Origin of the sequence: Brevibacillus reuszeri (assembly GCF_001187725.1) — a bacterium.
GTDB lineage: Bacteria > Bacillota > Bacilli > Brevibacillales > Brevibacillaceae > Brevibacillus > Brevibacillus reuszeri.
The window spans coordinates 736,127-756,007 of the sequence record NZ_LGIQ01000011.1; the positions used below are offsets into that span (position 1 = coordinate 736,127).

Sequence of the window (19,881 nt, forward strand, 5' to 3'; positions counted from 1 at the left end):
TCCTATTCTTATCATTTTGTCTAACTATCCTGAGTGTAGGCCGCCGTTTTGGTGGCTTTTTTGCTTGCCACCGCAAAAATAATGATTACTGCTTCTTCGGAGGTTCGAACGTATGCACGAGATTCCAGTGCTTACCCCCATCAGATGTCGCGTACATCATGGACGGCTTTTCATGATCAGTTACGAACCACCAGCCATGCTTTGCATCCGCAAAGGCAAGCAGCTCTTCCCCATAGCCCTCCAGAGACACTGTCCCTTTGCCGAGTGTCTTCCCGCCATCCAGTGTCCATCCGATTGTATTCGGCTTGTCGCAGGCCATGCACTGGGCCCCCATAAATGCCTCCTTGGAATTAATGACATACAGCGGTCCTGGGCTCGATCCACCTATATCCGGTCCATTTTGATAGTCCATAGGAAATCCGGGAGCTGGTCCTGCACCGGCAGTCGATTTTGCGATGACAGTCTGCCACGTCTTCCCACCATCAGGTGTATGAAACAGTGAATAAGACGTTTGGGTCATTCCAGTGTCTCCTATGCATTCGATCCACGCATCCTGGGGTCCAGCCGAGCGAATCAGAACACCATTAACTGGAGCGGCTGTCTTTTTCTTCATGACTACACTCCAGGATTTCCCTCCGTCTATTGTGCGCTGCACCTGAAAAGCGTCCTGTCCTTTTGTCACGGCCCACCCTACTGCTCGATCATGAAAATACGGCTCTCCGATCATGTTGGGTGGAACTGGCAGCTTCGTCCATGTCTTTCCGCCATTTGTCGTTCTCCATCGTCCGTTGAAAGCCTCCTGATCAGAGACGAAGTGGAGAAAATCGTGAGTAGGCATCTCGCCAACGACAGTCCAATGCTTTCCTTCATCTTCTGTACGTATCAAGGAAAGCTCATTTTGCGTTTCGGCATTCTTGGCAACCACGGCCCATGCCTGGCGGTTGCTTAATGCAAATAATTGCTTGACGGTTCCTTTTGGCTCGTATTGAAGGTTCCAACGGCTACCCCCATCCTCTGTTTTCGCAATCCATCCGTCACCCCCGATCCATCCCGACTGAAAGTCCGCGATACGCACAGCGGTTACTTTGCCGAGAGAGGTCTTTTCCGGAGCTGGATTCACTGGAGCGCTGGCGGAGGAGCTCGGTGGTGGCGGCGTGGTAGTCTGCTGCCCGTTTGTACTTTCTTCGTGACTGGCGCTTTGATTTTCATGCTCGATCGGAGCTTTCACGCTATCTCCTGCTTGCTGACATCCTGTCAAAATGCTTATGCTCAATCCAAGAACAACAGAGATTCCGCTGATCATTTTTTTCTTCATACTGCTCTCATCCCTTCTGTGTTGCGAATTTCCTAGCATTGCAGGAAGATTCATACCTAATAGACGGCAGGTGCTTCGAATTATTACAGTTTATGTTTTGGATTTTGTTTTTTGGGAGTGGTCTGGCACCTATGACTGGTAGGCCAGATTCATTGCCGCTGCGAGGGGTCTGTGTCGTGGAATTAAATTTGATATAAATATTTGTAAATCATCTATTTGTTACCATTAATATATGATAGTCTGCCTTTATTCACCCATTCTGTATGTATCCATATAGGAAGCCTCTCAAGAAAGGAGCTATTCTCTCCATGTTCGCCAAGCACACAGAAGCTCTTCGTCTCATCGCCACTAACTTGAACCGGGAAAAGATCGAATGGGCACTTGGCGGTTCTGCTATGTTGACCGCATATGACTTGTGCCCACAAGCAAACGATCTGGATATACTTGTAACTGCCCAGGATGCTGAGCGAGCTCATGAAATAATGAAGCTGCTGGGAACCCACAGCGAAAAGGCCTCCAAGGAACCCTATTGTACGGTCTACTTCACGCACTACAGGTTTGCAAGTACAACTGTCGACATGCTGGGTTTATTCGGTATTCACCATGAGGAGGGAACCTACTGGCTGGATTGGCGCCCTGAAAAGAATGACCGAATCGTTCGTTTGTCAGGTGACATTGACGTCCCCCTTGCTTCGCTTGAGGATTGGTATACGCTGTATAGTCTCATTCCCGGGAAGATGGAGAGAGCCGAAGGGATCGAAACGTATTGGAAACAATCCACCGGCTCTGATCCAGATCGACTGCGCAAGGTGCTGGAACGTCAACTGCCGGGCTTCCTGCGCACGCGTATCCACCAACTGATTGAGGAAGCGGGAAATGTAGAAGAAATGTCAGCTTTATAGGGTTTATTTTGTTAACAACAGGTAGCCTAATTTGTATAATGCAAGTAGCACCATCCCAAATCTGGTTCGGCGTTGATCGAAAAAATCAATTATACTTCCGAAGAAAAACTGGAATAATTATTGGGACCCTTTTTTGTTTTGCAAACAAATTCCCCATTATTTGAGAGGAAGATCAAGCATGTCTCGTACAGTCGGCTGTCTCCTAATCCATGGCTTTGCCGGAGACATCAATGACATTCTCCCGCTCGCCAAAGAGCTGCGCGAAGAAGGTTATCATGTAGAGTGTCCAACACTCGAGGGCCATGGAGCAACGCGGCGACTCATGGCGAAAAGCACCCGTCACGAATGGCTGAATTCCGCTATGGAAGCCTACAAACGCCTTTCCATGCGTGTAGACTCGATTGTCGTGATCGGTTTTTCCATGGGTGGACTACTCGCCTTTCATCTGGCTACATCGTTCCCGGTGAAGCTGCTCATTACGATCAATACCCCTTATAGATACTGGGATGTAAAAGAAGCCCTCCACTATCTGCGTGAGGACTTCTCCACTCATTCCCGTCGTTACATATACAGCATCGGTAGAATTCCCTTTAGCAGCATGCTGCAATTTCGCCGGCTTCTGTCCGAAACCAAGCCTCTTCTGCCGAAAATCACGACTCCTTATGTGCTTTTGCAGGCCAAGCACGACGATACGGTACATGCTGTGAGTGCCGAGATCATAGCGAATCACGTTGACAAGGCAGCTGATCCGCAAATCAGCTGGTATGAGCATTCCAACCATTATCTTCTGCACGGCCCTGAAAAGGAACAGGCAATCGCCCATGTCATGGCGACCATCAAGGAGCGCTGTTCATTTTGACCCACCTTTTTTCACGTGCCCAAGCGAATGCGATGGCTAGCAAGACGATTGCGATAATCGTGCACATTACATCCAGTCCCAGGCTGCCATCCATCCAAAAGGCAGCAAGCGGTCCAAGCGCTGCCCCGATATCGGTTACGACTGAGTAGGCAGTCATTAATGCTGTACTGTTCGTCTGCTTTGCCGCTTCATCCGCAGCGAGCGTGTCCATCACGGTGGTAATAATCGTTGCGGTCACCTGTATCCCCAGCAGAATGGCAAACCACATGCCAACCATCACCGAAGCCTGCAGCAGCCCAAACAAAATGGAGCCAATAATGAGCGTCCAAATAAACAGTTTCTTTCTGCCATAGCGATCGGACAGCTTGCCGAACAACGGTGCTGCCCAAGGCTCCCAGCTCCAGCGAAGCCCTTGGACCAGACTAGCCAGAACGGCCGCACCAAGCACGACTCCGCCTACTGCAACGAATGGATGACGAAGCTCAATCAACCTGCTCAAAGCGGATGTAAACATGCCCTGATAAACCATTGTTACAAACAGTGCTGTCATGAGCGTAGCCAGCACGCTTTTTTGTTTCCACAAGCTCCGCTCTTCTGTCCTCTGAATGGCTTGATGGAACTGCCTCGTAAAAGTCGGCCGAACGTATAAAATTAAAAGAATGAGAGCAAAAAGCGAAAGCGTGGCGAGCACTGCTGATGCTAAAAACATACCGTACATAGATGCAAGCAATGCCCCTCCAAGCATCCCGCCCAAGCTGCCCAATCTGTACAATCCGTTGTACAGGCCCATAAACTGCCCACGATTATGCTCTTCTGTAACCGTCACAATCAAGGAGTATGCCCCCAGCCGTAAAAAAGTCCAGGCCACGCCCCACAGACAACGTGCGATGAGCCATAGCCAAAAGCCTTGGAAGCCGTAAGCAAGCGTCGTTACAAATGCCAGCCCTACTGCCAGAAACAAGCCTGCACGCCCTCCAGTTCGCTCATACCATTTGCCGACCAGCGGCCCTAGCGGCACTCGAACCAAACGATTAACTGACAATAACACCCCTACTTCCCATAAGGAAGAAAGCCCCGCCTCCTTCCAATAAATCGGAAGCACTACATACAGCATCGAATCCCCTAACATACAAAGTGCTGTGACCAGCGCCACGGCGATAACCTGTGTCTTTCCGCTGATTTCTCTCATGATTTGCTCCTTTTCTCTCTCCCGCTTCTATGCTATACAGTACATAGAAGCATTCATACGATCCAATACATCTTTCTACAAAACTCATAACCAATCGTTATGAATTGGAGGTACCAGATGAACCTGCACGCATTGCGGATTTTCGTCGAAGTAGCTGCACGCGGCAGTGTCACGGCAGCTGCTGATGCCCTTGCGATCAGCCAACCAGCAGTCAGCGCACAAATTCGCAAGCTGGAGCATGAGCTGGGCATGACTCTGCTGACACCAGTAGGACGCGGGATTACACTCACCTACGAAGGTCAATTCCTGTATGAGCAGGCACGACGCATCTATGACTGGGAAAAAGAAATCGAAACCCATCTGCAAGAGATCAAGGATGGAACAAAAGGAAAGCTGCGTCTTGCCTCCACCTATCTCCCCTCTCATTACCTTGTTCCGAAATGGCTGGCTGCCTATAAACAGGTTCATGAACAAGTAGAAATTGAAATTCGCACTGGCAACTCGCAGCAATCTATCGAACGTCTGCTGCGCTGTCAAGCCGATCTGGCGGTCATTACGAATGAGTCGTGGGACAACCTGCCCATCCGGCGTTTCCATCTGACTGACGTTCTCTACTGGTTCATCGTCCCTGCTCATCATCCGTTTGCCGGACAAAAAATCTCACTGGCCGAGCTCGTAGAAGAACCGTTCCTATTGCGGGAGCAGGGAAGCTCGACACGGGAGCGCCTCTTTTCCCTTTGCAAGGAAAATGGTGTGAATCCCCCGCGGGTCGGACTGCAATACCATGGGCTCGTGGAATCGATCCAGTCTGTTCGTGCTGGTTATGGTGTTATGCTCGCCCCTGAGCTGGCTGTCCGGGAAATGGTGGCACGTGGGGAGGTCGGTCGTGTAACGGTGCCCGGAGTCGATATTAATCGTCCGGTTTATTTGTGCATGCGAGAGGATGATCAGAATCATCGGCCTGTCGTGGCGCGGTTTTTGGATATGATTTTAGGAAGAGAGCTGAATGAATGAGGTTGTCGGGCTGGTGTGGAGGGGAGAAAACGTAAGGATAATAAAAACACCAAAAGGGCCCAATCCAAGTGGACAGGCCCCTTTGCAATTCCATCTATTAAGGGAAAACAATCGTCTTATTGCCATACACCAGCACGCGGTCTTCCAAATGCCAGCGAACTGCGCGAGCGAGGACGGTGCGCTCTACCTGACGTCCCAGCTGTTTGAGCGTCTCGACGTCTTCCTGGTGCGTCACACGCTGAACGTCCTGTTCGATGATCGGACCTGCGTCCAGTTCTTCTGTCACGTAATGGGCAGTCGCGCCGATCAGCTTCACACCACGGCGGTATGCTTGCTCATACGGTTTTGCTCCGACAAACGCTGGCAAGAAGGAATGGTGAATGTTGATGATGCGCATCGCATAGTCCTCCATAAAGCGCGGGGACAAAATCTGCATGTAACGCGCAAGCACGATCAAGTCTACCCCTGCGGCAGCCGCGATCTGTGCTTCTTCGGCCTGTGGCTTGTTTTCTTTGGTCACCGGAATGCAGTGGTACGGGATTCCAAAAGACTCCACTGTTTCCTGCATATCTGGGTGATTGCTGATGACAACCGCGATGTCCGCAAACAGCTCCCCAGATTTCCAGCGCCACAATAACTCCAGCAAACAGTGGTCTTCTTTGGAGACGAACAGCGCTACCTTCTTGCGTTTCTTCGCTTCAACCAAGGACCATTCCATGCCAAAGCTCTCGGCCAGCGGTGAAAACTCCATTTTAATGGCTTCACAACGCTCTCCCAGGTTCACCAGGTCAAATTCGATCCGCATGAAAAAACGACCCGTTTCCGGATCAGTTGTATACTGGTCCGATTGAACAATATTGGCTCCCTGTTGAAACAGGAAATTAGAAACAGCCGCCACGATACCCGCACGGTCTGGGCAGGAAATCAGCATACGCGCACGATCTTTATTTTTCTCGCGGTACGCCATCCATTCTCTCTCTGATAACAAATGCATGATGTTCTCTCCTCCATGGTAAACAGCAAAAAGTTGTTTGCAATTATACCATTCCCTGTACCAATTTCTATACCCAAAAGCCGAATTAAGAAGGGTTGATCAATAAATTATTTTAGATAGAGCATACAGCTATTCACGATTTGCAATCCCATTCATCAAAATGTCCACACTCAAGGCGATTTGCTCCTCGTCGCTGTAGGTCCCAAACTCATCCGGTTCCAATACTTGCCGGAACAAGATCAGCCCGATCATCGAGGACAGCACAGCCCGAAAAACAGCCTGGGTAGGCAATGGTCGCAGCTCACCGACATCTACCTTTGCTTCAATCAGCTTTCTGGCCATTTCCTTGACATCAGCAAACACGCTGGCGATCAATGCCTCTCTGATCTCGTCATGAAAAAATGCCTCCTGCAGCATAATGCGAACGTGCTTTTCGTTTGCCATGACGAGTTCCAGACGGTTGCGATACAGCTGCGTCATGACCTCGGTGAAAGGCTTCTTGGACTCTTCCTTAAAAATTTCCCTGACGTCCTTCAAAATAAACGGCGCTGCCACCTTCAGCAGGACAGGTGCCACGACAGCCAGCAAAATATCCTTTTTGGACTTGTAGTGACGAAAGATCGTTCCTTCTGCTACTCCAGCTTCCTTGGCAATTTCCGATGTAGAGCTGGCATGGAACCCTTTTTCAGCAAAAAGCTTGATCGAGGCCCGCAAAATATTGCGTTGTTTTTCCGTCATCTCGCTCTCGTCCTTGAGCTCCTCGACATATTGCAACAGGCCCTCTTCAAATGATGGCTTGTTCATCCTCTTCTTTACGCTCCTCTATTCGATCTTTTTGCGGAATCGCAGGATGGCTACCGTCAAAATGAAGAGACAAAACACTCCCATTCCGACAACGTCTCGCCACAGAGCATCAAGCCCCGCTCCTTTTAGAAAGATTCCGCGCAGAATTTCCAAAAAATAGGTCAACGGGACAAGCCCACCAAACCATTGTATCACGACCGGCATCGAATCGCGCGGGAACATAAAGCCTGATAAAAGCACGCTAGGCAGGATCAAGGCAAACGCCATCTGCATCGCTTGCAGCTGTGTTCGCGCGATTGTTGAAATGAAAATACCGAGCAGCAAGGTTGTCACCAGAAAGAGGATCGACAGCGTCACTAACAGTGGGATGCTCCCTTTTACCGGAACACCAAACCAATTCGTTCCTACCAGAAGTACGAGGCAAAAGGAAAACAGTCCGACTCCCACATAGGGGGTAATTTTGCCAAGCATCAATTCCAGCGGACGAATCGGAGTGACGATCAGCTGCTCCATCGTTCCCCGCTCTTTTTCACGAACGAGCGAAAAGGCGGTCAGGATCATGGTGACATTTTGCATGATCAGCCCAATCAAGCCGGGGATATTGAACACGATGCTCTCCATATTGGGATTAAATAGGACTCGCGTATCCAGAGCAAGAGGGGACTCCAGCTCCCCCATTCCCTGCTTTTGCAGCCTGGTTTCCTGTAGCGTAATTGCCTGGTTTTGGACGATGAGCTGGGCATGAGATGTAGCCGTACGGGCAATATTCGGATCGGAGCCGTCAACGAGCATCTGGACGTGAGCACGCTCACCCCGATCTCTTTTTCGCGTATAGTCCGGCCCGATGACAAGAGCTACATCAGCGCTCCCTTCATCAAGCATGGCCTCGATCGCCTCATAACCGCTCACTTGCGCCTGCACCTGGAATACCCGTGTATTGACGAACTGATCGATCAGTTCACGGCTCACGGTAGAAGGACTTTGATTCCAGACCACCATCTTAATATCATTCACGTCCGTGTTGACTGCATATCCAAACAGGAACAGGAGCATCAGGGGCATGACGAGCGCAATCCCCAAGCTGGGGCGATCTCTTTTGATCTGTATGATTTCCTTTTTCACGACGGACCAGTAGCGTCCCCAGACAAACCTACGCATCATACCCCCTCCTCTCTCTGTCTGGCCTCTTCACGTCTGACGAGATCGATAAAGACGTCCTCCAGATTTCCACCACCTCGCTGATCAATCAGTTCCTGTGGCGTTCCCTCTGCCAGCAGATTCCCGAAAAAGATAAAGCCGATCCAGTCGCATGTCTGTGCCTCATCCATGTAGTGTGTGGTCACCAAAACGGTAATTCCCTCGTCCGCCAGTCGGTGAATGACTTCCCAAAAAATACGTCTGGATACCGGATCGACACCTGCTGTTGGTTCATCTAAAATCAGCAGCTCCGGTCTGTGCAAAAGAGCGCAGGACAGAGCAAGACGCTGCTTCCAGCCGCCAGACAAGGAGCCAGCAATCTGTTTTTCCCTTCCGTTTAGTCCCGCCATCTCGATCAGCTCTTTTTTGCGATGCTTGCGCTCTGCTGCCCCGAGCTGATACACCCCTGCGTAAAAATCGAGATTTTCCTCGACGGTCAAATCTTCATACAGGCTAAATTTTTGCGACATGTATCCGATTCGTTGCTTGATCTCCTCACTCTGTGTCATCACGTCAAACCCCAGTACCGTTCCACTTCCTGTAGTGGGAGTAAGAAGTCCGCACAGCATACGGATCGTGGTCGATTTACCAGAGCCATTTGGACCGAGAAAACCGTAGATGGAGCCTTTTGGTACCGTCAAGGTGAGATGATTGACCGCGACGCGATCCCCAAAGCGCTTGGTCAGCTGTTCGCACGAAATCGCAGCATTCATCGTGCTCCCCCCTGATCCGCCAGCAGCACATCAGCTGGCATTCCTGGCTTGATCTTATCAAGGCCCTCCGTAATTGAAATCGTCACGGCAAAAACGAGCTTGGTTCTCTCATTTGGTGTCTGTACATTTTTTGGCGTAAATTCTGCCTTTTCCGAGATCGTGCTGATTCGCCCCTTGAAGGTCTCATCTGGATACGCATCTACGTGTATGCTTACCTCTTGTCCTTTTTGTACGCGATTCAGCTGCGCTTCAGGGATGTACACAACGAGCTTCAGTCGATCCGCTTTCATCATTGTGAACAGCGTAGCACCGACCTTTGCCACCTCACCCTGCTCGATAGAGGACCGGAGCAGGGCTCCATCCGCTGCTGCGGTGATTTGTGCCTTTTCCAATTGGAGCTTCGCCAAATCCAGCTTTGCTTGTGCCTGCTGCTGCGTTGCAAGCAATGCCCGGATCGTGTAGTCTGTGCTGCCTTCTTTTAGCAAGTCCAAATCGGCCTTGGCTCCTGCTACCTGTGCTTGCGCTGTTCCCGTTTGCGCCATAGCAGCGGCGGCGTCCTGCTGTGCGGAGCGGACCTGTGCCTCGGCCTGTGCGACGAGTGCCTTCAGCTGATTTAGCTGTGTTTGAGCCTGACTGGCTGCCTCCTGCTGCGCCTCCAAGTCTTTTTTGGAGATTGCCCCTTTTGCAAATAGGGCAGTCACTTCCTGGACGCGTCTTTGTTGGTAGAGTAGAGTCTCCTGTGCACCTTGAAGCTGTGATTCGGACTGTGCCAGCTGTTCCTGCGCCCGTACGATACCCGCATCTGCCTGCTTCTTTCTCGCCTCAGCCAAATGAACATTCGCGTCTGCCTGCTGTACGCCAGCAATTCCTTTTTGGATAGCAGAATCACGTGAGCCCGCTCTCGCTTCCTCTACACGTATTGTCGCTTGCTCCAGCGCCGCCTTTGCCTCATCAACAGCTATCTGGTAGCTGCGCTTGTCTATTTCTGCGAGCACCTGCCCTTTGGTCACCGCGCTTCCTTCCTCTACCTTGACGCTTGTAACCAAGCCACCTACCTCTGCTACAATCGGCAGCTCCTCTGCTTCTACCGTCCCGGACAAGGACTGTTCTGTCTGTCCGAGCCACGTGCATCCTGCCAATACAAGCACAAGTCCGCCTGTAAGTATGGTGCTAAATAATCTTTTCATACGAGCCACCCCGCATTTTGATGTGAGTAATCACTAACTAAAACGGATAAAAAAAGTCCTTAACTGTTCATCCTTTCGACCTATCTCTAAAAAGCGAGTGATCACTCACTCTACTGTGATTATATGAGCGTTCCTCCCCTGATGTAAAGATCTGTTTTCACCATTCAAAAAACCTCTCCACATGGGAGAGGCTTTGCGCTGCTTCTTTGCTTATTTATATACGGCTTCTCCATGGCGATTAATGAAGGTCCCGACCTGTTCACCATTACATATTCGCGCCATAGCCCCAGGCTGGTCAAAATTAAACACGTGCAAAGGCAAGCCATGATCTCTCGCCAAAATCATCGCTGCCTGATCCATCACACGCAGATCCCGCCTGACAATCTCGTCAAAGGATACCTCTACGTATTGTTTAGCCGTTGCGTCTGTTCGTGGGTCAGCCGTAAATACGCCGTCTACCCCATGCTTGGCTACGAGCAATGCATCTGCCTCCACTTCCAGTGCGCGTTGGACAGCCGGATAATCGGTCGTAACGTATGGCTGACCATTTCCACCAGCGAAAATAACGACATAGCCCTTTTCCAGATTATGCACGGCACGCAAGCGAATATACGGTTCCGCGACGGCATTGATCGGAACAGCAGTCATGACTCGTACCTCCCGATTCACCCTCGCCTTCAGAACCCCCCGCAGCATCAAGCTGTTAATCACGGTTGCCAATGTCCCGATATTGTCCGCTTCGACCCGCTCAATTCCCCACATATCGGCCATGTTGCCGCGAAAAATATTGCCTCCCCCGATGACAATCGCTACCTCGACGCCCATGTTTACGAGTGCCAAAATTTCGTTAGCGATATTCTCCAGCTGATCCGGATTAAAGCCGAATCCATTTTCATTTGCAACCGCTCCGCCACTTAGCTTCACCAAAACGCGTTTGTACCGCACAGGCATCCCCCTTTTTCGAGCGTTCTCTTCTTTCTTACATTCGCTTCGCCTCTCCATGGGAAAAAAAAGAACGAAAGCAATTGCTGCCTTCGTTCTTTATGGGAATAGGGAATGAAACAGATCGTTCGTGAACGTTTTTTTCATCCCCTGTCCCCCCTTTTATTGATCCAGTCAAAAACTCTTCATCATTTTATGCAAAGAAATTCGGAAAGTCAAAGGCATCTCTCTTGCCTGCCATGATTTCTTTTAGCAGTATATCTGCCGTTTCACAGGCAAAGCGGTGCTCCTCGCTCGTGATCAGTCCTTTTTGGAGAGCCTCGTCCAGCTCATCCTCATCCAAAAGGTAGATCTCTCCATGCGGCAGTACCACGATGTCCAAGTAGAGATCATCATACCAGATGTGCCCATTCTCATCCTTGCCGTGGCCTTTGCAAATATCGATATACCACTGCACGGTGTTGCCCAGCTCATCCAGCATTTTCGTAACAGCATACGCCTGATCGCGTGGGAAGTATTGCAAATATACGTACCCTCTATCTCCTACACACAGTAGTTTTTCACCGACAGGCATATAGGCGGGATCGCTTACCTCATCTAGTGTCAAGCGAACGGCATAGCCGGTAAAAGATAAGGCATCTACCCACTTTTCTTGATAACCCAATCGTTTGACGCGTCTCCAACCAGGGCGGTCTGCTCTTTTTCGCTTCATGGCCTGTTCTCCTCGTCGATTTGGTACCTATTACTCTACCATGAATAGGACACGTTTGTCAGATATTACATTTCCAGATTTTTGGATTTCTCTCGATGCTTTTTTGCCAGGCCTCTGCCGATTACATTAGCTGAAATCGGCTTGCATCCCATCTCCCGCGCCCAAATGGACAATTGCCCCATGTGATGGATTTCATGAGCCAAGACATGCCTGATAATTTCTCCTTTGGTATGCTCCTCTTCACTCCATGGCACACGTACAGCTACATCATCCTGCTCACCTGACCACTCTTCCAGAAAAGCGGACAACTCCACACGCCATGCATCTGACAGCTCCTTTACTTGCTGAAGCGATTGATGGTCTTCGTAAGCTACGACAAGATCCGGCTTGCCTTGGACTCCACGCAGCCAGCTGTATTCCACATCTGCAATATGAAACAAGGTGTAGAGAATCGTTCCTGCACCTCCCACACGCTGTTGCAGCAATTGTTCCGTAGACAGCTGCTTGCACCATTCAAACCATTCGTCCCGCACTTGCCAGTTATATGAAAACAGCATCTTCATTTTTTTCCGCCTCCAGAGAAATCTATGACCATGTAAATATTTCCATTTCTATTATAGCACGTACGTTCGTCTTTTTTCTAATAGAAAACCTAGCTCTACCAGGAGACACGGTGAGCTAGGCTGCGCTACGACTAAAACGCCGCTCATTTCTAAACGGCGTTTTGTTTTTGTTAAAAGGAGATCGCAAAGCCTCCCGAAAGAAGATACAGATAGCTCGATACTTCCACATCCGGCTTGATGATTTGCTTGATCGCGCGAACGTAGAGCCTGATCTGTCCCTCATATCTTTTGGTCAGCTCTTCTGTCGCTTTGGCGGATGGTTCTTTTGCTAGCCAGTCTGTCTTAAAATCGATCAAAACGAGACTCCCATCTTGCTCCTCTAAAAGGCAGTCGATCACCCCTTGGACAACGACCTGCTCGCCGCTCTCTTCTCCCAGCTCTGACTCTACTTCATGCGCGGGAATGACCAAAGTAAACGGCAGCTCGCGATGCACGACACGAGCCTGCTTCATGCGCTGACCCAATGGATCAGCGAAGAAACGAGCGATTTGTCCAACTTCTACCGCTTGCACCTGCTCTTCTGTTAAAAAGCGACGTGCGGCAAGTGTTGCTACCTGCTCCCGAATGTCTGCTTCATCAAGTGAACGCTGCAAGTCGAGGTGTTGCATGACCAAGTGAGTGATGGTTCCTTTTTCCGCTCCCGTGATACGACTCGCTTTTTGTTCCGACAAAAACTTCGGCTTCTCTGTGATCGAAGGAAGCAAGACAGGCTGTCCGGCCTTGCTCGTCTTCGCATGCCGCTTCAGCTCGCTGACACTCCATTTCGCTTGGACACGAGGCGCAATGACATGCGGGTCCTTCCAGTTCAAACGCTCCTCGACGATACGCTGCAAATGCTCATCTGCCGGGCGCTCATCAATCGCTTCCCGCTTGCTCATACGTTCCCACACTGACATTTCCTCACTCTGCGGGTCCGTTTGTGCGCGCAGCTCATCTGCCTGATGAAAATGGAATGACCAGATAGACTCGTCTGGTATGGTCCGAACGCTCACCACATCACCTGTTCCTGCGTTTTGCGGATAGGCACGGAGCTGACTTGCCTCGGGATGACGCAGCATCGCTCTGCCGACCCAGTCAAGGTAGCCTTTTGCCTGGATCAGGTCCTCATCACTCAGCCGTTCTTCTGCGTCCTGTCTTCCCCAATCGGCAATGCTTTTCGTCAGATCCTTGGCAGAGCCTACGAGAATCAGCTTTTCGCGAGCGCGAGTCAATGCCACATACAGGACACGCATCTCTTCGGCAAGCATATCTCTTCTAAGCTGCTGGCGGATACCTAATGCAGCAATGCTTGGGTAGCGAACCAGCAAGGAAGGCTCCACTGCCATTGGTCCAAATCCGAGGTCTTTGTGCAGCAAGAACTGGCTTTTTAGATCCATTGTATTGAACTGCTTGCCCATACCCGCTACAAAGACAACGGGGAATTCCAGCCCTTTACTTTTATGAATTGTCATGATCCGCACGACATCCTCGTTTTCCCCGATCGTCCGTGCCTCTCCCAAGTCATTGCCTGCTTCCTGCAATCGATCGACAAAGCGCAGGAAGCGGAATAAGCCGCGATAAGAGCCAGCCTCATATTGTCGGGCCCGATCGTATAAAGCACGCAGATTCGCCTGTCTCTGCTGACCATTTTCCAATGCCGCGACATAATCAAGGTAGCCGGTCTCTCGATACAAAACGGAAAGCAGCTCCGACAATGCGCCTCGGCGCGCTTGTGTCCGCCAGTCTGTCAGGCGCCTCCAAAAATAGCGCAGTCTTTTTTCCCAGGACTCCTTCGCTTCACGTTCCTCGGCATATTGTACGACCGCCAAATGAAATGGCCCCGATGCGTACTCAATCCGAATTTTCGCCAAATCCTTCTCGGAAAGGCCCACTATCGGAGAACGCAAAACCGCAGCCAACGGAATATCCTGCAACGGATTGTCAATCACTCTCAGCAAGGATAGCATCGTTTCCACTTCCGTTGCAGCGAAATAGCCGGCTGTTTGCTCCGCGTACACAGGAATCCCTGCAGCCTTTAGCTCTTCTTGCAGGGTCTGTCCCCAGCCAGCGGTAGCTCGAAGCAAAATGACGATGTCCCGGTAGGCAAGCGGACGTAATCCCCCCGCTTTTTTATCAAAAACGAGCAGCGTTGCTTCCCCTTCGCCCGGCTCCATCCAGCGACGAATACGACTGGCGATCAACCGTGCCTCCAACTGAGCTACGCTCGCTTCCTCACTCGCTTCACCTGTTCCCTCCGGAATGGATGCCTCTGTCTCATCCGCTGCGTCAGATGCTTCCGGTTGTCCAGCCTCCCCCTGATTGTTCTTGCGGTCAATCAGGTGCATTTCCACGCGCAGCCGATCAGCATCTACGTCTGGATAAGAGGCGCGATTAATCAGCTCGGCAGACTGATCGTAATCAATCTCCCCTACGCCAGGAGACATAATCTGTCGGAACAAGTAGTTGACGGAATCGACCACCTCTCGTCTACTGCGAAAGTTCGCAGCCAAATCGATCCTCAAACCGGGAGACGCTGTATCCTCAAAGCGCAGTCGCTCATCTTGTGAGTCCTCGATAGAGGTTTTTTTATAGGTCAAATACTTATCGAGGAACAGCTTGGGCTCGGCCAAACGAAACCGATAAATACTTTGCTTGACGTCCCCTACCATAAAGCGGTTTGCCGCTGGACCAGTCGTCCCGTCCTGGGAGACCATTTGCAAGATTGTTTCTTGTACAAGGTTAATATCTTGATACTCATCAACAAGAACCTCGGCAAACTGCACACGCAATTGCTCAGATACGGAGGAAGGAACGACGCTTCCCACTTCTGTGCGCTCAGTCAATATTCGCAGGGCCAAATGCTCTAAATCACCAAAATCCACGAGACTGCGAGCGCGCTTTTCCTTTTGAAAAGCGTCAGCAAATATAGTAACGAGACTTGCCAGTGTATGCATATGCGGCGTCATCCGCTCCAAATCAGCCAGGTATTGCTCGGTTGACATGGAGAAATACTGCTCGATCTGTTCGCCTATTTCCTTTTTCACACTGTTGCGCAGCTCTTGCACCTGTTCCTTCAGATCAGGATCAGTGCCCTTCACTGGTGGCAGCTTGGCGAAGGTAATTCCACGTACTGCTTGCACAGCTGCCTCCCAGCCTGATCGGCAAGTATGGCTGGCGTGTCCCAAAGCTGCTGCTTCTGCCTCCAGCAAGGGCAGATAGGCAGCCGGTCCCTCAGGAGAGGAAGCGAGATGTACAGCCCTTCGCATCTTGCTTGCCATGCTTCCCAAGGCGAGCTCTACAGACCTGAGAATACTTTTTGTCCACATCAATCCGTCCAGTCCGCTTTTATGGCCTACTTCAAACATCTCTGCTGCTTCCTCAAGCCAGTGTGCCGGCTCCGGATGGCTTCGCGAAAACTCGTAGAGCCGCAGCAGCAAGATGGTTAGTGCCTGATCGTCCTGTCCATCAAGCATGACATCCGCCAGTGCGTGAAAGTCGGCGTCCTTTTCATACCACTCCTCCAGCTGTTCTTCAAGAACATCCTGTCGCAGCAGCTCTCCTTCCAGCTGATCCGCGATGCGAAAATCGGGATCGAGATCAATCAGATAATAATACTGACGCAGGATTCCGAGGCAAAAGGAGTGCAAGGTGGTGATTGTCGCACGTTGGAGCAGGGCGAGCTGACGGCGCAAATGCGCAGAGTGTGGATCGTCCTTTAATGCTTTTCGCAGCGCATCCCCAATCCGATGCCGCATCTCCGCCGCAGCTGCATTGGTAAAGGTCACAACCAACAGCTGATCGACGCCAACAGGGTCGCTCTCATCCATGATCCGCCTGATGATGCGCTCGACCAGTACGGAGGTTTTACCTGAACCCGCAGCGGCAGCTACGAGCAAATTATTCCCTCGCTGCGTAATAGCTTGCCACTGCTCATCTGTCCATTGCTCAGGCTTGGCCTGTTGCTCTTGTGTCATGGATACCCTCCCCTCCTGTCATCTGCTGCTCGGCTAACATTCCCCATATTTGCTTGTTGTTCCATTTGGACAGCTGACGATGCGAATTGCCACCCGTTTCCCCGTCAAATTGGCATACAGGCTTGTACGAGCAATAATCACAGGCCGTCATCGTTCCGTTTGTAAATGGATCAATCTGAATCTCACCATTTGTCATGCGCGTACTGATTTCTTTCACAGTATCACGTACATAGCTAGTTAAAGCCTGAAACTGCTCTGCTGTTGCTACGGAAGAGCGTGAGGAAAGCGTACCGTCCTTTTTGAGCTCAAAAGGCACCAGCTCTGACGCTCCCTGCTCAACCTGTGCATCCATCATTCGTGCCAGCTCCGGATCTGCCAGCATCAGACCTTTCATTCGCAAACGCTTCGCCCGCTCCTTCGCGGCTTCATCCGAGGTTAGCAGACGCTTGGCAGTCACGAACGGATCAGCCACCTGATAGTAAAAGACTCCACCCATTTCGGCCCTTTTTCCCAGCCATTGCTCGGCATTGGCTACGACGACATCGAGGTACACCAATAGCTGCAGATTCAATCCGTTCCAAACATCCGAAAGCTGGAGCTGCTTGGGGCTCGACTTGTAGTCGATCACACGTAAATACGGAACCTCGTTATCAAGTGACTGGTCCACACGGTCGATTCGCCCGATCAGCTGCAAATCTACACCGTTTTCCAAAGACAGTGCCAAACCAGGCAAATCAGAGTTCGGACCAAAGGACACCTCCAGCCCAACCGGAGCAAAGCGGCTTCTCTTGGCATGCTCGCCTAATACGTAAATGGCTCGGCCGACTGCTCGCTTCAGCTTCCCGGACAAATACCGATAGCGTGCGGTACGAGTCAGGATGCTGCTTCTGGTTGCAGGAACAAGCTCTTCGACGACGACGTTCGCCAAATCCATACTGTTGGCCTCGGTCAGCCTGCCCCATTCCAAATTCTCTGTATTCATTTTTTCAACGGCCAGCTTGAGAGAAGCGTGGAACAGCTCTCCCACATCAAAGCGTTCGAGCTTGTACTGTGTACGCTCCGAAAGCCTGAGCCCATGCGAGGAAAAATGAGAGAATGGGCAGGACTGGAATCTCTCCAGCCGTGACACGCTCATCTTGAGCTGCTTCCCATACAAGTCCGTACTCGTCTCTCTGCTCAGCTCGCCCGGCAGATTTCTGTATCGCAAACCGGACAAGAGCCATTTTTCCCGGGCGGTTTCTGGTGAAAAGCGAATAAACCAGTCGTAGACCTCCCACCAAAATGGCGAAAGCTCCCCTGTTTTCTTCATCTCTCTCATCAACGTCAGCAAATGACTGAAAACGCGTCGCTGATTGCCAAGCAAAAAGGTGTCAGCCTCAGGCTCGCCAGTCGGTTCGTTATAGAATACATGCTGCGCCACATCAGGCAGGACTTCCTTGACCCGCGAAAAAACAGATGAAGGCAAAAGCGCCTTGCCTTCCTGGTCGGCGAGAGCACAGCTCAAAAGCAAGCGCTCTGACGGTCTTGTCATCGCCTGGTACAACAGGTACGGCTCCGCCATCAGGCGCTGCTTCGCTCCCGGAGCGAGAGACAGTCCCATTTCCGCCAAACGCTCCCGCTCTGCCTCATCCAAAATTCCTTCTTCTTTTGGCCGCAGCGGGATGATCCCTTCATTCACACCTAAAACAAACAAAGCTTTTACATCAGGCTGCCGGGAACGCTCCATTGATCCGATCAATACCTGATCAAGTGCAGGAGGAACAAGCCCCAGCTCGATCGTCTCCAAGCCGCTGTCCAGCACGCGGGCAAAAGTAGCCAGCTCCATGCTTTCCTCGCCCATGACCTCTACAACTTGGTCCATCAGCTCGATCAGTCCCGTCCAGACCTGTCCGTGTACTTGAGCAGTGTCCAGATCGCCGTCTTTCTCAGCAGCTTGCTGCCATTTTTCCAATTTGTTCGGCACATCGAGCACGATCAGGAGATTGTATAATGCTGTAGTCATCTCCCTCACGTTTTTGCTCGTCGCCTGTTTCATCTCTTTTTCAAATGCAAGCAGCGGAGCCGCGTATTTGCGCCGCAGTTCATCAACAAGCGCATCGTCCTCAGCTCCATACTGCCCGCGAAAACGCCACGCGGATTCCTCTCCCCACTGATAGCCAAACACACCATGTGCCAGCACATAATTTTCCAGTCGATCGATTTCCTTGCGTGTCGTCTCTTCGTCTGCCATTTCTACTGTGAGTAGATCTGTCTTCAAACAGCGGAAAACGGCATCATAGCGCCATCTGGTCACAATGACCTCCAGCGCCGAGCGAACCAGCTCCACCAGCGGGTGATGCATCACTGTCCGCTTCTGATCGAGGAAGTGGGGGATTCCATAGTCCGTGAATATCGCAGAAATTTCATCTGCATACGTCCCGATCTCGCGAAGCAAGATCGCCATATCCCGCCAGCGGTACCCTTCCTCTCTTGAGAGAGCCAGTATCTTCAGCGCGACAGCTTCTACCTCTGCCCGTCTGTTTACCGCTGATACCAGCTCTACCTCATCCGCTCTCCCAGCACCTGGAGCCGTGCCCGTGTCCCCCCATTGAAAATACGCTTGCTCCATGTGCCCAAGCCATGGACTGCCCACAAAGCGATGCGTCTCTGTCAATAACAAAGGCTTGGCCACTGATACCCCTGCTTCACGTGCCATCAATGTAATGGCCTGATACGTGCGCAGGGTAGGGTGAAATAAGCCCAGCTCATCGACGGAAGCATCCCGCTCGTTTGGATCAAGTGTAAGAGCAATCGTTACCTGCTTGGCGTGAACCATCAATTGATCGATGAGACGCAGCTCTTGATTGGTGAATCCCGTAAAGCCATCGATAAAGATCTCTGCTTGCCTAATATAAGCTGAGTCAGGCACCATGACAGCGACACGATTCAAAATATCGTCAGCATCACAATACCCTTCTGCCAAATACCCTTCATACGCATTCATGATCAGTCGCAGATCATGTACTTTTTGATTCAGATTCGCCGTGCCCCACTCCAGAGTTTCCGAGTGAGGAAACGACACGCCATAGGACTTGCACTCACTGATCAGCCGCCCAAGCTGTGAGGCAAAGCCCGGTTGCATCGCCGTTCTCCCAAATACCTGGAGCTCCTCTTTATACCGTTCCAGCAGCATCCGTAGTACCATATGCTTGCCCAAATCATCAACGGGCACCGTCGTCAAATCTCCCAGCTCCTGCATCAGACGATGCGCCAGCCGCCCAAAACTGAGTACCTGCGTGCCCATGACACCGCCCAGCCCTGGGAGAGTAGCCAGTGCATACTCTTCCTGAAAGCTGGCCTGCTCCGGTACTAGCAGGATCATGGGTGTACCGAGAGGGCTTTGCCGCAGCCGCTCCTGAATCTGACGATGAATGGCGTCCGTTTTTCCAGCTCCCGCTCGTCCGAGTATAAATTGGACTGCCATATTTCTCTTCCTCC

General features: G+C 51.1%; 15 protein-coding genes. 3 read left to right on the plus strand and 12 right to left on the minus strand.

Features of this window, described 5'->3' with window-relative positions; genetic code table 11:
- Positions 1 to 85: 85 nt before the first annotated feature.
- Positions 86 to 1,315, minus strand: coding sequence for a beta propeller repeat protein (locus tag ADS79_RS28545; protein ID WP_049741839.1), 1,230 nt, complete (start codon positions 1,313 to 1,315; stop codon positions 86 to 88).
- Positions 1,316 to 1,623: 308 nt separating this feature from the next.
- On the opposite strand from ADS79_RS28545, the gene ADS79_RS28550 reads away from it, so the two are divergent.
- Complete coding sequence (locus ADS79_RS28550) at positions 1,624 to 2,217, plus strand: nucleotidyltransferase family protein (RefSeq protein ID WP_049741840.1); 594 nt, start codon at positions 1,624 to 1,626, stop codon at positions 2,215 to 2,217.
- 178 nt (positions 2,218 to 2,395) lie between these two features.
- On the plus strand, positions 2,396 to 3,076 hold the full coding sequence (locus tag ADS79_RS28555; protein ID WP_049741841.1) for an alpha/beta hydrolase: 681 nt from the start codon (positions 2,396 to 2,398) through the stop codon (positions 3,074 to 3,076).
- On the opposite strand, the gene ADS79_RS28560 is transcribed toward ADS79_RS28555, so the two are convergent.
- Positions 3,054 to 4,265, minus strand: coding sequence for an MFS transporter (locus tag ADS79_RS28560; RefSeq protein ID WP_049741842.1), 1,212 nt, complete (start codon positions 4,263 to 4,265; stop codon positions 3,054 to 3,056). The two genes, ADS79_RS28555 and ADS79_RS28560, sit on opposite strands and share 23 nt — an antisense overlap.
- Before the next feature lie 117 nt (positions 4,266 to 4,382).
- Here ADS79_RS28560 and ADS79_RS28565 point away from each other — a divergent pair, with 117 nt between their 5' ends.
- Positions 4,383 to 5,279, plus strand: coding sequence for a LysR family transcriptional regulator (locus ADS79_RS28565; RefSeq protein WP_049741843.1), 897 nt, complete (start codon positions 4,383 to 4,385; stop codon positions 5,277 to 5,279).
- 97 nt (positions 5,280 to 5,376) lie between these two features.
- Here the strand turns inward: ADS79_RS28565 and purU are convergent, their stop codons facing one another.
- The 10 genes from purU to addB form a co-directional block, all read right to left on the minus strand.
- Complete coding sequence (gene purU / locus ADS79_RS28570) at positions 5,377 to 6,273, minus strand: formyltetrahydrofolate deformylase (protein ID WP_049741844.1); 897 nt, start codon at positions 6,271 to 6,273, stop codon at positions 5,377 to 5,379.
- 129 nt (positions 6,274 to 6,402) lie between these two features.
- A complete protein-coding gene (locus ADS79_RS28575; RefSeq protein WP_049741845.1) occupies positions 6,403 to 7,077 on the minus strand; it encodes a TetR/AcrR family transcriptional regulator in 675 nt (224 codons plus the stop codon).
- Positions 7,078 to 7,095: 18 nt separating this feature from the next.
- A complete protein-coding gene (locus ADS79_RS28580; protein ID WP_049741846.1) occupies positions 7,096 to 8,235 on the minus strand; it encodes an ABC transporter permease in 1,140 nt (379 codons plus the stop codon).
- Positions 8,235 to 8,987, minus strand: coding sequence for an ABC transporter ATP-binding protein (locus ADS79_RS28585; RefSeq protein ID WP_049741847.1), 753 nt, complete (start codon positions 8,985 to 8,987; stop codon positions 8,235 to 8,237). The genes ADS79_RS28580 and ADS79_RS28585 overlap by 1 nt, the downstream gene beginning before the upstream one ends.
- Positions 8,984 to 10,174 (minus strand): HlyD family secretion protein, encoded by a 1,191-nt coding sequence (locus tag ADS79_RS28590; RefSeq protein ID WP_049741848.1) that lies wholly within the window; start codon positions 10,172 to 10,174, stop codon positions 8,984 to 8,986. The genes ADS79_RS28585 and ADS79_RS28590 overlap by 4 nt, the downstream gene beginning before the upstream one ends.
- A gap of 210 nt (positions 10,175 to 10,384) precedes the next feature.
- The gene (gene pyrH, locus ADS79_RS28595) at positions 10,385 to 11,125 is read right to left on the minus strand and encodes a UMP kinase (protein ID WP_049741849.1); all 741 of its coding nucleotides are present in this window, start codon (positions 11,123 to 11,125) and stop codon (positions 10,385 to 10,387) included.
- Positions 11,126 to 11,309: 184 nt separating this feature from the next.
- Positions 11,310 to 11,828 carry a ribonuclease FAU-1 family protein gene (locus tag ADS79_RS28600; RefSeq protein ID WP_049741850.1) on the minus strand — a complete coding sequence of 173 codons (519 nt, stop codon included), beginning with the start codon at positions 11,826 to 11,828 and terminating at the stop codon, positions 11,310 to 11,312.
- Positions 11,829 to 11,893: 65 nt separating this feature from the next.
- Entirely contained in the window at positions 11,894 to 12,391 is a 498-nt protein-coding gene (locus ADS79_RS28605) for a DinB family protein (RefSeq protein ID WP_049741851.1), read from the minus strand.
- A gap of 170 nt (positions 12,392 to 12,561) precedes the next feature.
- A complete protein-coding gene (addA, locus tag ADS79_RS28610; RefSeq protein WP_049741852.1) occupies positions 12,562 to 16,404 on the minus strand; it encodes a helicase-exonuclease AddAB subunit AddA in 3,843 nt (1,280 codons plus the stop codon).
- On the minus strand, positions 16,376 to 19,867 hold the full coding sequence (gene addB / locus ADS79_RS28615; RefSeq protein ID WP_049741853.1) for a helicase-exonuclease AddAB subunit AddB: 3,492 nt from the start codon (positions 19,865 to 19,867) through the stop codon (positions 16,376 to 16,378). Before addB ends, addA begins: the two co-directional genes overlap by 29 nt.
- Between the last annotated feature and the right edge of the window lie 14 nt (positions 19,868 to 19,881).

Excerpts from the sequence above, each read along its gene's own strand:
- ADS79_RS28590 (WP_049741848.1), bottom strand. The coding sequence starts at position 10,174 with ATGAAAAGATTATTTAGCACCATACTTACAGGCGGACTTGTGCTTGTA.
- addA (WP_049741852.1), bottom strand. The coding sequence starts at position 16,404 with ATGACACAAGAGCAACAGGCCAAGCCTGAGCAATGGACAGATGAGCAG.
- ADS79_RS28575 (WP_049741845.1), bottom strand. The coding sequence starts at position 7,077 with ATGAACAAGCCATCATTTGAAGAGGGCCTGTTGCAATATGTCGAGGAG.
- ADS79_RS28545 (WP_049741839.1), bottom strand. The coding sequence starts at position 1,315 with ATGAAGAAAAAAATGATCAGCGGAATCTCTGTTGTTCTTGGATTGAGC.
- pyrH (WP_049741849.1), bottom strand. The coding sequence starts at position 11,125 with ATGCCTGTGCGGTACAAACGCGTTTTGGTGAAGCTAAGTGGCGGAGCG.
- addB (WP_049741853.1), bottom strand. The coding sequence starts at position 19,867 with ATGGCAGTCCAATTTATACTCGGACGAGCGGGAGCTGGAAAAACGGAC.
- ADS79_RS28600 (WP_049741850.1), bottom strand. The coding sequence starts at position 11,828 with ATGAAGCGAAAAAGAGCAGACCGCCCTGGTTGGAGACGCGTCAAACGA.
- ADS79_RS28565 (WP_049741843.1), top strand. The coding sequence starts at position 4,383 with ATGAACCTGCACGCATTGCGGATTTTCGTCGAAGTAGCTGCACGCGGC.
- purU (WP_049741844.1), bottom strand. The coding sequence starts at position 6,273 with ATGCATTTGTTATCAGAGAGAGAATGGATGGCGTACCGCGAGAAAAAT.
- ADS79_RS28580 (WP_049741846.1), bottom strand. The coding sequence starts at position 8,235 with ATGCGTAGGTTTGTCTGGGGACGCTACTGGTCCGTCGTGAAAAAGGAA.
- ADS79_RS28555 (WP_049741841.1), top strand. The coding sequence starts at position 2,396 with ATGTCTCGTACAGTCGGCTGTCTCCTAATCCATGGCTTTGCCGGAGAC.
- ADS79_RS28605 (WP_049741851.1), bottom strand. The coding sequence starts at position 12,391 with ATGAAGATGCTGTTTTCATATAACTGGCAAGTGCGGGACGAATGGTTT.
- ADS79_RS28550 (WP_049741840.1), top strand. The coding sequence starts at position 1,624 with ATGTTCGCCAAGCACACAGAAGCTCTTCGTCTCATCGCCACTAACTTG.
- ADS79_RS28560 (WP_049741842.1), bottom strand. The coding sequence starts at position 4,265 with ATGAGAGAAATCAGCGGAAAGACACAGGTTATCGCCGTGGCGCTGGTC.
- ADS79_RS28585 (WP_049741847.1), bottom strand. The coding sequence starts at position 8,987 with ATGAATGCTGCGATTTCGTGCGAACAGCTGACCAAGCGCTTTGGGGAT.